At 29.8% G+C, this 15,126-nt stretch carries 14 protein-coding genes and 1 tRNA gene; all 15 read right to left on the reverse strand.

Annotation, left to right across the window (positions count from 1 at the left end):
* Positions 1-208: 208 nt before the first annotated feature.
* The 15 genes from PZA12_RS24370 to PZA12_RS24440 all read right to left on the reverse strand — a co-directional run bounded on the left by PZA12_RS24370 (position 209) and on the right by PZA12_RS24440 (position 15,039).
* On the reverse strand, positions 209-1,147 hold the full coding sequence (locus tag PZA12_RS24370) for a carbohydrate kinase family protein (RefSeq protein ID WP_103698974.1): 939 nt from the start codon (positions 1,145-1,147) through the stop codon (positions 209-211).
* Complete coding sequence (locus tag PZA12_RS24375) at positions 1,140-2,597, reverse strand: glycoside hydrolase family 32 protein (protein WP_103698975.1); 1,458 nt, start codon at positions 2,595-2,597, stop codon at positions 1,140-1,142. The genes PZA12_RS24370 and PZA12_RS24375 overlap by 8 nt, the downstream gene beginning before the upstream one ends.
* Before the next feature lie 21 nt (positions 2,598-2,618).
* Positions 2,619-3,611 carry a LacI family DNA-binding transcriptional regulator gene (locus PZA12_RS24380; protein WP_103698976.1) on the reverse strand — a complete coding sequence of 331 codons (993 nt, stop codon included), beginning with the start codon at positions 3,609-3,611 and terminating at the stop codon, positions 2,619-2,621.
* 189 nt (positions 3,612-3,800) lie between these two features.
* A complete protein-coding gene (locus PZA12_RS24385) occupies positions 3,801-5,156 on the reverse strand; it encodes a sucrose-specific PTS transporter subunit IIBC (RefSeq protein WP_103698977.1) in 1,356 nt (451 codons plus the stop codon).
* Positions 5,157-5,503: 347 nt separating this feature from the next.
* The gene (locus PZA12_RS24390) at positions 5,504-5,977 is read right to left on the reverse strand and encodes a hypothetical protein (protein WP_103698978.1); all 474 of its coding nucleotides are present in this window, start codon (positions 5,975-5,977) and stop codon (positions 5,504-5,506) included.
* A 283-nt stretch (positions 5,978-6,260) separates the two neighbouring features.
* Positions 6,261-6,527, reverse strand: a complete 267-nt coding sequence (locus PZA12_RS24395) for a hypothetical protein (protein ID WP_077838486.1) — start codon at positions 6,525-6,527, stop codon at positions 6,261-6,263.
* On the reverse strand, positions 6,520-7,413 hold the full coding sequence (locus PZA12_RS24400; protein ID WP_077309960.1) for a ParM/StbA family protein: 894 nt from the start codon (positions 7,411-7,413) through the stop codon (positions 6,520-6,522). Before PZA12_RS24400 ends, PZA12_RS24395 begins: the two co-directional genes overlap by 8 nt.
* Positions 7,414-7,649: 236 nt before the next feature.
* On the reverse strand, positions 7,650-7,835 hold the full coding sequence (locus PZA12_RS24405) for a DUF1778 domain-containing protein (protein WP_077838487.1): 186 nt from the start codon (positions 7,833-7,835) through the stop codon (positions 7,650-7,652).
* A 352-nt stretch (positions 7,836-8,187) separates the two neighbouring features.
* Positions 8,188-8,673, reverse strand: a complete 486-nt coding sequence (locus PZA12_RS24410) for a PTS sugar transporter subunit IIA (protein ID WP_103698979.1) — start codon at positions 8,671-8,673, stop codon at positions 8,188-8,190.
* An 8-nt stretch (positions 8,674-8,681) separates the two neighbouring features.
* On the reverse strand, positions 8,682-10,007 hold the full coding sequence (locus tag PZA12_RS24415; RefSeq protein WP_103698980.1) for a 6-phospho-alpha-glucosidase: 1,326 nt from the start codon (positions 10,005-10,007) through the stop codon (positions 8,682-8,684).
* A gap of 60 nt (positions 10,008-10,067) precedes the next feature.
* The gene (locus PZA12_RS24420; RefSeq protein ID WP_103698981.1) at positions 10,068-11,663 is read right to left on the reverse strand and encodes a PTS transporter subunit EIIC; all 1,596 of its coding nucleotides are present in this window, start codon (positions 11,661-11,663) and stop codon (positions 10,068-10,070) included.
* A gap of 129 nt (positions 11,664-11,792) precedes the next feature.
* The gene (locus tag PZA12_RS24425; RefSeq protein ID WP_103698982.1) at positions 11,793-12,551 is read right to left on the reverse strand and encodes a MurR/RpiR family transcriptional regulator; all 759 of its coding nucleotides are present in this window, start codon (positions 12,549-12,551) and stop codon (positions 11,793-11,795) included.
* Positions 12,552-13,039: 488 nt separating this feature from the next.
* Positions 13,040-13,477 (reverse strand): hypothetical protein, encoded by a 438-nt coding sequence (locus PZA12_RS24430; protein WP_103698983.1) that lies wholly within the window; start codon positions 13,475-13,477, stop codon positions 13,040-13,042.
* A 67-nt stretch (positions 13,478-13,544) separates the two neighbouring features.
* The gene (locus PZA12_RS24435; RefSeq protein WP_103698984.1) at positions 13,545-14,495 is read right to left on the reverse strand and encodes a DUF4179 domain-containing protein; all 951 of its coding nucleotides are present in this window, start codon (positions 14,493-14,495) and stop codon (positions 13,545-13,547) included.
* 469 nt (positions 14,496-14,964) lie between these two features.
* Positions 14,965-15,039: transfer RNA gene (locus PZA12_RS24440), tRNA-Arg, on the reverse strand.
* Between the last annotated feature and the right edge of the window lie 87 nt (positions 15,040-15,126).

The following is a 15,126-nucleotide window of genomic DNA, read 5'->3' on the forward strand; positions in this document are numbered from 1 at the left end:
TGCTCCCATCATGAATTTTCTTGACTAAATATTTTTAATATTATATATGTTCCTTTCTCAATATTCTACCATATAATAAAAATATAAAATCATAAGTTTCATACTCATTATTATCAACTTATATTCAATGATCAAATAAAAATCCAAAAATATAGAAGGGATATATTTAAAATATCTCCCTCCTATATATGAATTCATCTAGCTCGGCTTAATTTAATTCGTTTAGTGTCGGCATTGAAGCTATAGCACCGTAGTTAGTGCATGTTATTGCGCCTACCTTATTTGCAAATGAAACTATCTCTTTCCATCTATCAAAACTTATACTCTCTTTGTCATCAATATCAGATACCTGTCTTAATACAGCTCCAACAAATGCGTCTCCTGCACCAGTGGAATCTACTTGCTTAATTTTTATAGATGGTATTACTTCATTTTTTCCATTAACACTTAAGTATGTGCCCTTAGACCCTAAAGTAACCGTCACAACCTTAACTCCAATTTCATGTAACTTGTTAACAGCGCTTTCTATATCTTTTTCTTTTGTTATTAAATATAATTCTTCATCACTTAGTTTCGTAAAGTTACTGTATTTCAAGAATTTAACACAATCCTCAACAAATAACTCTAACTTGTCTTGAGTGATTAATGCATCGCGGTAATTAGGATCAAATGATACATATATGTTATTAGATTTCGCATATTCTAATAGTTTAAAATATGTCTTTTTTAACTCTCCCTCTAAAAATCCCGTTGCGGACCCGAAATGAATTATATCCGAATTACTTATCTTTGATAAATCTATATTATCAAACGAATATTCCCCATCACTACCTCTTAAGAAGTCAAAGTTACGTTCACCATTTGCATCAATTCCAACTAATGCAATTGTTGTACTTCCTCTTTCTACGGTCATCTCAGTATTTATATTCAAGCTTTTTAGCAACTCAACTAAATGCTTACCAAAAAAATCATTACCTACTTGTCCTAAAAAATAAGCATTACCTTCTAATTTACAAATACTCGCCGCTACATTTGCTGGTGCTCCACCTGCTTTTTTCTCAAATTTCTCTCCATTTTTTAAACCTTTATTATCTACACAAACCATATCAATTAAAAGTTCCCCAATACAAAAAACATTATTATTCATACTTCACACTCCTTAAGTTCCATATATTTAGCTCATTAATTGTAATTTTGCTATCATTTCTTATTTGAAGTTCTAATCCTTCACTCTTAGGGTAATATGTTAATGTTGTTACTTCTAATCCATCTTGATAATATATTTCCATCACAGAATTGTCAATGAATACATTCATTTTTAGTTCTTTCAAAGAATTCAATTTAAATTTTCTTATACCTTTCCCGCCAATATTCATATTACTTCTATCAACTGTACATAGTTGTCTTTTATTATCATATGTTATGGAAATATACTCGTCATTAAATTTAAATTTAACTTCTGTAAATTCAACATTCTCAACTTCTATACTTATCATTATTTCTACTGAACGAGACTCTAAAGCTAAATTGTAGTTATTCAAAGTTAACCCTTTAATATCTATTAACTGAGTTTCTCTTAAATTTCTAATTTCATCAATAGGCTTTTGATAAAGGACATTATTCTTATACTCTAAAACTCTAGGCATAGTTAGTGAATACATCCAACCATGCTCATATGTCGGGTATTCAGAGTCCCTATCTGGCATTCCAATCCATCCAATCATTATATTTTTACCATTATGATTAAATATTTGCGGAGCATAAAAATCAAATCCCATATCTAATTCTTTAAATCTGCTATGATTTTTCAACTCAACACTCTTTATATCTAGCTCACCAATTACATATCCCGACTGATATAAATTTTGATTTTTCAATTCTTCTTTTTCTAAACCTTGTGGTGAAAATATAAATGCGTGTTTATCTTTACTTATCCTTATTATATTAGGGCATTCCCACATGTATCCAAAGTCCTTCATATCGGTTTTTAACTCACCAAGCAAGTTCCATTTAACTGAATCTATAGATTCATAAATTAAAACCCTTCCTTTTAAATCTTCACTTTGAACGCCTAATATCATGTAATAAGTGTCATCTTCTATAAATACGTATGGATCTCTAAAGTGAGCTGTATATCCGTTTGGCTGCTTATCTATAATTACTCCATGTTTCTCTATTATTCCATCTTTATTACAAGTGGCTAAGCACTGATATGACTCTCTTTCGCCATTTGGACCTTTCACGTTTCCTGTGTAGTATAACTTTAACTCATTATCTTTAACCAATCCACAACCTGAATAGCATCCATTTCTATCAAACCAATCTTGTGGTTTTAAACTTATTTGGGGCTTAGTAAAGTTAGTGAAATTGGTTGTTGTTACTAATCCCCAGTGCTTTGTTTTATGCTCACATCCAAATGGATTCCATTGATAGAATATATAAAACTTATTGTCGTAATAACTTAATCCATTTGGGTCATTGATCAAACCAAATGGCATCTCAATGTGAAAGTTGTTTCGCCATATACTCATTTCTTTATTACTGTAATAATTATTTAAATTTTGGTTTATTTCCTGGTATGATTTTGGGTTTGGCATCTTTCCTCTTCTCCTATTAATTTAATTAATCCCACCCACACTTTCTCTTTCTATTAGCTTCAAGGAAGTATCCTTATTCTCTTCTAACTCTTTTCCCTCTATTAAATCTAGGATTCCTTGAGCTGCTTTTATACCAATTAATTCATAATCAAAAGCTACTGTTGTAAGTGTAGGGTATGAAACACTTCCTATATCATATCCTCCAAATCCAGCTACTGAAATTTCTTCTGGAACTTTAATATTATTTTCATGTAAATATCTAAGTACTCCTAAACAAATATTATCAGTTGCACAAACTATTGCTGTCGGCTTATATTCTAATATCTGTCTAGCCTTACTGTATGCATTGGTAAATGAAAAATCAGTTTCAACAAATTGAACATTACAATCTGGATTATCTTTCTTCACAGCATCAATGAATCCATTTTTACGATCCACTCCCACTGCTATATCCCATTCATTTACTCCTAAAAATACTATATTTTTATGTCCCTTAGATTTAAAATAGCTTCCAAGTATTTTTCCTGCTTCATAATCATCTATTTTTATATAATTAGTAAATTCATTTTTTTGCCCTGTAAATATAGTTGGAATACTAAGCCTGCTAATTAATTGAATATGCTTTTTAGTAATAGCCATAGAATTAATGATTATTCCATCAACTCCTTGCTGATAAAGGCTATTGATATTTGCTAGTTCTTTCTCTATATCTAGTTCGCTGATCAAGATAATTCCTTGATAATCATTTTCCATTAATTTTTTATTGATACCAGTTAATACTTTGCCTATTGTAACAGAATCGATTCTAGGAATTACAATTCCAACTAATCTACTTTTTTTAGTCTTTAATCTTTTTGCAAAAAAATTAGTTTCAAATCCGGTCTTTTCGATCGCTTCTTTTATCTTTTTAGCATTTTCTTCGCTCACGTATCCATTATTCAAATATCTAGAAACACTACTCTTTGAAACATTAACCATATTAGCAATATCTTGAATTGTGACTTTTCGATCCATATTATCCTCCATATATGTTTTATATAAATATTATTATATATCATTAATACATATTATTGAAAAGATAACTTATAAACTTATATGGATATTAATATATAAAATATAGCTTTATATAGCTTGATAGATTTAGCAAGCAAAATTATCCCTACTAAATCTATCTATAATTCATCTAAATATTTTTTATTATTCCTATTCTTCTGCCTTAAAGAAGAACAATGTTAAGCAAAAAGCAACTGCTATAGCTACAACGTTAACTAAAATATAACTTCCAAGATTGTTCACATATAATAGCATACCTGGTAATGCTGTAATTCCCATTCCTGTGCCTGCTAGGTGAAGTATTCCTGAAAGCATTCCTCCAACTGCTCCTCCTGCGCATCCAAATATAAACGGCTTTATAAATCTTAAGTTAACACCAAATATTGCTGGTTCAGTAATGCCTAAAAATGCTGGAATTGCTGATGAAATATATAATGAACGCTTCTTTTTATCTTTTGTTTTGAATGCTACTGCTAAAGCTGCCCCACCTTGTGCTACAATACCACAAGTTATCATTGCATTAAATGCATCTTTTCCTGTGCTAGATAGCAATTCAACTTCTAAAGCATTTAATGCATGGTGAACTCCAGTAACAACTATAAGTTGATGTACTCCTCCTACAACTAGTCCACCTAATCCAAATGGAAGCCCCATGAATCCTTTGATTGCTCCAAATATTAATTGTTCAGCATTATGCATAATTGGCCCAACTATTAATAATCCCAATACCATTGAAAATAATAATGTAATAAATGGAGTTACTATTAGATCCAATACATCTGGAACTACTTTCTTAAGTGCCTTTTGAGTTTTAGCTGCAATAATTCCTAATACTAATGCTGGCAATACAGATCCTTGATATCCAACTACAGGAATATTTAATCCTAGTATAGTTAGATTAATTGGAGTTGCTGTTCCCGCTGCCACAGCATAAGCATTTGGTAAACTAGGTGATACAAGCATTAATCCTATTACTATACCTATTACTGGTGTACCTCCAAACTTTTTCATGGTTGACCATGCAACTAATGCTGGTAAAAATGCAAAAGCAGTATCTGTCAATACTTGAGTAAAGAGAATAAAATTCTCATTCATTTGGACTCCTAGATTTGTCAGAAGACCTCTTAGTCCCATAAACAAACCTGTTGCAACTAATACTGGTATTATAGGTACAAATACATCTCCAAAAGTTCTAGATATTTTTTGAATTAATGTCATTTGGCTATAAGCTTCCTCTTTATTATTTCCAGTTACTAAGTCAGAATTTTGTCCAACTATGACATCATAAACTTTATTTACAAATCCTGTTCCAAGAATTATTTGGTATTGCGCTGCCGAGAAAAATTGTCCTTTTACACCATCAATATTTTCAATAGCTTTTTCATTTATTTTTTCCTTATCATTAAGTATAAGTCTTAATCTAGTTGCACAATGTTCTACTGATTTTATATTTTCTTTTCCACCAATATTCTCTAGAATTTCTTTTGCTACTATTTGTTCCTTCATTAATGTCCCCTCCTAATTTAATTAACTTCAAAAACCGTTTTCATGTTAATATGATACCAGTTCCATATATAATGTGTCAATACGTTTTTTACGTAAATAATAAATTATATAGATTTCCTTTCTGCCCCATGTATAATGCATATTTTCTAATATATTATCTATTATGCCTTCCTATTCATATGATTTATATTTTCAAAAACTACAATTCATTTCATATGGTACTGTTCCCACTAGCATTACTAATTTTAAAAATTAAATTTATATATAAAACAATCAGTTCTCAGAAAATAAAAAAGTGTACTCCTTTTTGTAGTTTAAGGAACACACTTATTAACTATACTTTATTTTTAAAATGTAATTTTTTGAACATAAATTATCTTAACTATTTTTTCAAGTTCTTCATTTAAGGCTAATTGTATTATTTTATTGTTGTTTAATTCAAAAGTATAAATCTTTAGTCCATTTATATTAGTATTATAATATGCTGACACCCCGCTCTTAAGAGCATTTTTTCGTTCTGTAATGTATACTTTTTTCACATCATCTCTACTAATCTTTTGAGCAATCTTTCTTCTACTTGCATTATAGACCTTAGTTATTGTTATATCACCATTATATAACTCATACTCATAATCAATATACATAAAGTAACTTCCCACAAAAAATATTAATGCTACTATTATTAGCGCTATTCCGATTATTGGTGATGCAAAAACAATCATTAATCCAACTACTAAAAAAACAATTGAAATTTTTTGAAGTATGTTACTAATTCTCTTAGGCTTATCTGATGGAATAAACTGTTCTAAAACAACTTCCATATTCTCACTCCCCTTTAAACATTTATACCTATAGTAAATATTTTAAATTAATTCATATCGTATAGTAAGTATAAAATTAAAATTTATCTTGATGAAAATCTCATTTCACTTATACTTAATTACTATTATACATATTAAACGAAATAAATTGTATTAGTTCCTTTACTTTTTGTGAAATATTACATAGATTTCATATAAATTTCTATAATCCAACAACCATAAATTCATATGCTTTTACTAATAATAAGATGAATAAAAACAGATGAAAAAATTCATCTGTTCTCTACCACTGAAGCAATCTATCTATCTCATTTTCTTGATCACTATCTATTTTTATAGATTCTTTTTCATCTATAGATATAGCTGCCTCATCAACTTTATCATTACTAACTTTTTTAATAGTTGAAGGTATCATAGTACCTCTCATTTTTTCACCTATTAGTACAGTTATATATGCAGAAAAATCTAAGCCAAGAGATTTGGCTTCTTTAGATGCAAATTCCTTAATATGGGGAGCTAAAGTAATTGTAGTTTTTAACTTTTTACACATTCTTACTCTTACCTATTATGTCATAAGTTTTTACATTAATCATCTGTGCATCATCTAATACTCTGTAGTCTTTTAAATAATTTTTAAGCAATAAGGCTCCCCCACCTATGAAAACAAATCTCGAATATTTTGATTGCTCTGGAAATGCCTGTTTTATAGCATTTATTATTTCTCCTGCTCTCAAACTTAATACATTATCAATATCGTTACTTACATCTACTTCTTTTCCTTCTACAAATATAGCTTTATCTGCAATTATTTGTTCTGCTTTCATACGATTAGAATAGTTCACTCCATATTTGGTTAACTCTTGTAGAAGTACATCATATGTGGGATTTACTCCCAATGGATATGTTCTACCTTCTTTAAATTGGCCATTGCTCATATATGCTATATCTAATGTACCACCACCTATATCTACTACTAGCGTATCCTTTTCTACTAATGATTTATCATATAAAAATAATCCTGCCGACTGAGGAAATACAATTACTTTGGTAATTGTAAAACTTCTATTTTCTCCATTAAGTTTCATAAAGACTCGTCTATTTTCAAGAGCTTTTATCAGAGAATTCTTTTGTTCTGCAAAAAATTGAGCAGGAAGTCCTGTTATAACCCTTACATTGTTATCTATTGTTGAACTCATTGTAGCTGCTATAGCTGTATATAGGCAAATATGAAATATAATATCCTTATCTCTTGAATGTTCTATGCTGGTAAATCCATCATCATTACCAATTAAATATGTTTTATTATTGTACTCAACAGTATATTTAGCGGTCTCTAACTCGTGCATCTTTTCTTTTACTGTCGATGAAAAGGAGCCTTCTATGTTATGTCCAATAAAATTTGTTGTATTGTAGCCTATATCTGCACTGATTCTCATTTTTTAATCCCCCTTTTTTACTTTTACATTCTATTTGAATATCTTTTTATGGCGTTTATACCACTGTTCACCTAAAAATTATTTATCCTTATGAAATGTTTCTCCATTAATATTCCTTTGTATGTAGTTTATATAGCTATCATACTGCTATTACCTTAGGCCATTAAACAGTATTTGTACAATGTATTGCTTGTCTATACTTTATATGCAAGCAGATAAAACTCAAGATCAACTTGCTATTCTTTGGATTCTAAATCCAAATCAATATCTCCATTTATTTCAGATAATTCAGATTTACTAATCGATTTCATCATATTAAATAGCATAAATTCTGTAATAGTCATTCCTTGCTTTCTAGCCATTCTTTTTATAGCTAGCTTCTGTTCTGTTGTAACTCTGAGCATTATGGTAGCATCTTTCATCGTATCCCCCCATTCTACGTAATGTATATAATGTAATTACGATTTATACATTACATACAATATCACACTTGTTTTACATTTTTTGTAAAAATATAGTATAAAAATTATAAAATCTCTCGACTTCTTTCGTATTTTGTTTTTTATATTATATAAACATTATCACTTGCATAAGTCACTCCAGTATATAGACTTGACTCTCTTGCCAGTATATTGATTTATACAAAGGATTATTTAACAACTATAATCTTAGAGAGTAAAAAATAATCTAGAGCATATATTCGCATATTATACTCTAGATTATTTAAATCAACCTTCATAATTTATCATTTTAATTTATTATATCTTTAACAAACTAGTTGTACTCTAGTAGGATTATCTCATTTGCCTTCATATCCAAATCAATATGAATATCCACAATTTTATGATTATTAAGTTCTGATATTACTAGCATAGTAATATCGTCTAAGCCCTTTTCCTTAATAAATTTTCTGTCAAAGCTTAAAAGAAGATCACCTTTTTTTACCGCTTTTCCTTCTTCACAATATAGTTCAAAACCTTCTCCGTTTAGAGCTACAGTATCAATTCCCACGTGAATTAGAAATTCTACTCCATCTTTGGTCCTTATTCCAACAGCATGCTTACTTTCCTTCATAACTGCCGCTATCGTTCCATCACAAGGTGAATATATTTTTCCTTCACTTGGTTTAATCGCAACTCCTTCCCCCATCATTTTTTGTGAGAACACTTCATCATTAACCTCACTTAGGTCAACACTTACACCATTAGCAAAAGCATAAAATACTTTATTCTTATTTTTATTAAACAAATTCTTAAACATACATACTCCTACTTTAATTCCGGCCAATAGCCCTTATTAGCTTCAATAAGATCATCTAGTAATAATTTAGCAACTCTAGCACTTGGTACAGTCTTAGATAAAGTAAGTGCCTGCCATAATTTCAAATAGCTATTTTCAATCCATGCCTCAACAACTAATTTTTCTACTGATACTTGTTGCTCCATTAATCCCTTTTGGAATTGTGGAATTTCTCCTTGTGCTAAAGGTTCTGGTCCATCACTTCCAACAATACATGGAACTTCCACCATAGCTGTAGAATCAAAATTAGAAATAGCACCTTTATTTTCTACAATGCATAACATTCTTTCGTGAGTGTTATAGGCAATCGCTCTAGCTAAATCTACGATAAAGGTAGCATGAGCATCAATATGGAATTCTTCGCCTTTTGCTGTTCCTGCCTTTGTAATAGCACGCGCTGCATTAAATACATCTTTTTCTCTTCCGTCCATTACTTCGTTTGCCCTAGAATATTCTGCATTAGAATGCTCTACAACATAATCTGGATATAGATAATATTTTAAATAAGTATTAGGTAAAAATCTTGGATCTACTGCTAATAAATCCTTTGCTTTTTTATGAGTTTCCTGCCAGCTTGGATCAGTATGTTGTGTCTCTACTTCTTTTACTGTCAAATATCCATTTTCTGCAACATAGGCTTTAATTCTATCTGTTAGATCATTCCCTTGTTTATCCTTAATGCTAGTCCACCATCCAAAGTGATTTAATCCAAAGTACTTAACTTCTAAATCACTTGGTTCTAGGTCCACAATACCAGCCATACGACGAAGTGTTCCAACCGGCATGTCACAAATGTTTAATACCTTCGAATTTGATTTTAATCTGCGGCAGGCTTCAGCAACAATTGATGCTGGGTTAGAGTAATTCAACATCCAACAGTCTGGTGAATATTTTTCCATCAAATCTATTAACTCTAGCATACCTCCTATACTTCTCATTCCATAAGCAATTCCTCCTGGTCCACAAGTTTCTTGACCAAGCACTCCATATTTTAAAGGAATCTTTTCATCCTTCTCACGCATTTCATATTTTCCAACACGTATATGGGCCATACAGAAATCAACATCCGTAAACGCTTCCTTTGGATCTGTTGTATAAGAAAATTCGATATCTGGTGCATTTTCTTTTAATACAATTTCTAAAGCTTCACCAATGACACTTTGACGCTCAGCATCATTATCATATAATTTTAATTTTCTAATTGGAAAACGGTGTAGATTATCTAATAGCATCATAACTATTCCTGGAGTGAATGTACTTCCGCCTCCTGCAATAACAATAGAATGTTTTTTCATATATATTACCTCTTTCCTTTAATTTATATTATTCTTCAAATACTTCTACGATTTATATTATTATTCTCCTACAATTCCTAATGCTTCATCCACTATAGATCTTATTCTAGTTACATGTAACCCATAAATTACTTGAACATTTTCTCCTTTTTTAACTACTCCTGTAGCTCCTGTTCCCTTTAATGTAGCTTCATCAACTTTTGATGTGTCATCAAGGATTAATCTTAGTCTTGTGAAACAGTTATCTACTTTTTTAATATTTTCTTTTCCTCCTAGGGCCTCTATTATTACAAGTGCTTCATTTCCTGATGTTGATTCTTTATCTCCAGACCCTTGGCCTCCTGTTACTTTATCCTTATAATCTTGCTTAGTATAAAGTTTAACTTCTTCATTACTGTCTTCTCTTCCAGTAGTCTTTAAGTTAAGCTTAACTATTAGAAATCTAAATATTACATAGTAAACTGCGAATTGCACTACACCTACTAAAATAAACATTGGCCAACCTGTTTTCTCTATACCTAATGGTAAATTATAAAGTAAGAAATCTATAAATCCATTAGGTGCTATAGCCCTTACGTTTAATATATTTAAAGCTACCATTCCAAGACCGCTTAAAACTGCATGTACTCCAAATAATATTGGTGCTGTAAATAAGAATGAAAATTCTATAGGTTCTGTAACACCTGCTATTATTGAGGTTACTGCTGCTGGTATAAGAATCGCTCTAGCCTTCTTTTTCTTATCAGCATCAGCTGTGTGATAAAGTGCTAAACACGCTCCTACTAATCCAAACATCTTTGATAATCCTCTAGCATCCCATATAACTGTGCTAGATAAAACTTTAATTGAAGGATCTGCAATTTGTGCAAAATAAATGTTTCTTGCTCCTTCTATCGCCTTTCCCCCTATAGTCTCTATTCCTCCAAGCTGACTATATAAGAATGGAGTATATACCAAATGATGCAATCCTGTTGGAATTAAAAGTCTTTCTAGCATTCCATACATAAATACTCCAAAGTTACCACTCTTTTGTATGTAATACCCTAAACTTGATATTCCCCACTGTACTGATGGCCAAACATAAGAAAGTATTACAGCTAATACAACAACTACTGGAATTAATATTAAGAATACTAATCTTGAACCTCCATATATTTGAAATGCTCCATTAAATTCTTTCCTGCAATATTTATTATGAAAATACGCTACCACTATACCTAAAATTATTCCTAAAAAAACTCCCATATCCAAAACTTGAGTCCCAAGCACAATCGCCTGACCAGAACCTCTTAAATTATCTGGATTTACTAACTTCCCTGATAAACTCAAGAAAATATTCATCGCATTATTAAATATTAAATAAACTAATACTGATGTGAAACCTGATTCTGCTTTTTTCTCTTTTGCAAGTCCTACAGCTAAACCAACACAGAATATTATTCCAAGGTTTGATAGTATAGGAACCAAGGATCCTGATAATATTTTCCCAAATCCAAATATTACACTATTTTTTAAGAACGGTGCATATTCTGCTAATTTGGTATTTGTGAGAATATTTCCAAAAGCTATTAATATACCTACAATCGGAAGTATTAATACTGGAATAAACATAGCCTTCGAAAATCTTTGCATAGCATTCATAATTTTATCCTTCATATATTCCACCTCTTATCAAATTATTGTGTCATCCATAGGCTCATTATATATACGTTTTCATTGAATTGAAATAGATTTCAAGCATTAAGAAACCTGTTAGCTTAAAAGATAACAGGTTTCTTAATTTGACTATTTATTTTCTTTTCTTGTTTCTTGATAATATCTGTAAATTAAGTATTCCATAAACATAAGCATATTTGCAAAAAACGAGTTAGCCAGCACATTACTGTCATCCAATTTATGCATATCAAATATTTTAAATGAAATATCCGAAAGAGCTGAAATACTGTTTTCTACTTCCTTTGTGAAGGAAATTACTACTTTATTTTTCTTCTTCGCCACTTGAACCTTATCTAGCACTTCTTTAGTCTCTCCGGATTTTGATATTACTATTAGCGTTTCCATATCTTCTAAATTATTTTCAAAGCTGCCCTTAGAATCTATCAATATGCTCTTTATCCCTACCCCAAGCAGCTTTTTGTTAAAGTATTCTCCAGTAATTTCGGAGTAGCCTCTTGCATAAATAAAAATATACTTTTTGGTTCCACTTGCTAATATCTCTATAAATTTTTTTACATTTTCCTCATCTATATATTTAGACAAAAACTTAATATCAGTACCTATTAATGCTTCTGACTCTTCTATAATTCCCTTGCTACCACCATCTATTAATGGTGTTATATTATAAATCATATCAATAAATCCTGTAAAACCTAATTTTTTTGAAAGTCTCATAATAGTTGATGTCGATGTATAGTTTTCAGCAGCAAGCCCTCTAACGCCAAGATCCATTACACTATCAATATTATTGATTATATATTCTAATACTTGTTCTTCTATAGGTGTGATTTTTTTATTATTAACAATTTTGCTTAGATCAACTTTCATTTTTAATCATCCTCTAATTATTATACGATTTCAATAGTTGCAATAACATTATTGTAATACATTACTATCTTACTATTCAATCTTAGCACACTATTATATATGTTGTCATAACTACTTTCTTGCTCCTATATTCCATTCAAATACTTTCATATGGGAATTGTAATACAATCTACTTATAAATTGCCTATCTAAATTTAATACTTATTTTAGTATTCTTTTTTATGTTATTAGTATTGTTCTTATACCTCAATTACCTTATAAAAAGCCTAAATTTCCTTAATCTTATCTAGAAAATATATACTGTATTGCTTGTCTATACAATATACACAACATTTAATTTATAAAAATTTTATTTTGCCTACTTAAAATATAAATGCTTAATCTATATGTAATTATAGCTATAGAAACATACTACTCGAAGCTTATTTGTATTTTAGTATCCAAATATTAAAAACATATTATTGACTTATATGAACGCTGGATATTCCTCACTGCGAAATTAGTTTATTTATATAATCCAAATCTAAAGTATTTTCAATAATTCTATATTCTTTATTAGAATTATTAATATTATTAGCAATACTGATATATTCCTTGCCTTGTATAGTAACTTCAGCAGATATACTATTTTTATCGTAAATATATATATGATAAGAACCTTTTGCCCTATTTGATATGCTACCATAATGTTGAATTAGTTTTATTTTAGATAAATTAAATAAAATATCGTTTATCTCAATCTTATCTTTAATTGTCTTATCTTCACCTCCAGATGTACTTCTAATCTCAATTTCCTCTATATTTTCCTTGTTATAATTACTAAATAAAAAATTATTTAAAGTTCCTTTTCTAGGATATAAATAATATGATGCGCAAACTATTAGCACAGTAATTAAAAATATAGATACGCTTAGTTTTTTTCTCATGATAATTCTCCTACATAAGTAAAGAAATACTTAAAGTTCTTATTACTCTAAGTATTTCTTTTACTTATTATCTTATATTTATTGTAATGGCTTTATCATAATTGCTAATAGTAGGAAATTTTCTAGGATATGCTGTATCAGGGTTGTTAAAAGAAGTTCTTGGGATTATCGTTACACTTCTCATATCAGTTGTGTCAACAAAATAATTTAACATTATACTTTTATCAGATCCATGACCATCTGATTCCTTAATCTTATTTCCTTTATCATCCGTAAGTTCCCATGATGCCATATCTGTAGTATCACTAAAACTATCGATATCACTGCCTCCTGTAAATTCAATTCTGTATGGGAATATTTTTATATTGTGCACATATAGTTCATGGCCATCTATTACTAGAGTTTGATTAATATCCTTGGTTAAAATTGGCTTGTCTATTTGAGATGCGCCAATTGCAAAATTGAATTTCCAATTCCCTGTTACATACGAGTCAATATTGGCTGTACTAGTTACCCCTATCTTATCATAATCGATTAAAATATTTAAATTTTGACTTGTATCTATATTGTCTAAGTAAATATGTGTCACTATATCACAAGTTCCATCATCGTTATGGATGTAATCGTACTTAAATTCATTTGTTTCATTATTTATTATCTTTCCATTAATAGATATACTTGGTTTTAACTCTTGTGCATAATCACCTCTTTCTTTACTATCCAAATGTGTTGTAAAAGTAAGCATATGAGTATCTGCATAACAGTCAGATAGAGTAACCTTAATTTCCTTATCTTCAACAGTTTTTCCAATCACTATTTTAGATTTTTCAGGTATTGAATAATTTTCTTTTTCTGAAACAGAATTTCCGCTAGCATCTTGAATTACGGACGTATTATTAACTACTGCAGCACTAGAATATTGGCAATTACCTGCAGTAATTACTGAAATAAGTGCAATTGCTCCAATAAGTAAACTTTTAGATTTTTTATTGCGAAAACCTACTTTTATTTTTTTCATTATCTTATTCCTCCCACATAATTTTTCATTTTTTTGATATCACTGCAAGTCCACTTTTAATAATAATTAAAAGTAATCTTTTGTTATCATTCGTTTTCTATGGACAGCCTCCTTTCCCATTGTAAATAATATTAAATTATACACTCAATTTCTATTTCATACAAATAATTACATATATTGAAATAGCTTGTTGATAGATTTGAGAAAAAAACACTATCTCTTATCTCTTGATTCCTCATCTCTTTTACATTTCTGAATCCAAATTCTTTGATATAGGATGATAATGCTTTGTAAGCATTTGATATCAAATATTAGCACACATAGTACATTAAATTCAGAAAAACTCTTATTGTGCATTACATTTTTTTCTTTTGTAAATTCCCATAAAACTTTTTGTCCCCATTTTGTCCCTTATTCTATAAGCAAAAACGGCCTAACCATTATGGTTAAGCCGTTCCTTCATTTAACTTGGTACTCCCAGCGGGAATCGAACCCACATCTATCCCTTAGGAGGGGATTGTTCTATCCATTTAACTATAGGAGCATAATACTTAAATATTCTTTTTTGTTTAATTTGTACTTATAAATTTTATTACAATTATTTGTCATTGTCAAATTAATAATTTATTTT

It is taken from the genome of Clostridium beijerinckii (genome assembly GCF_036699995.1).
GTDB lineage: Bacteria > Bacillota > Clostridia > Clostridiales > Clostridiaceae > Clostridium > Clostridium helianthi.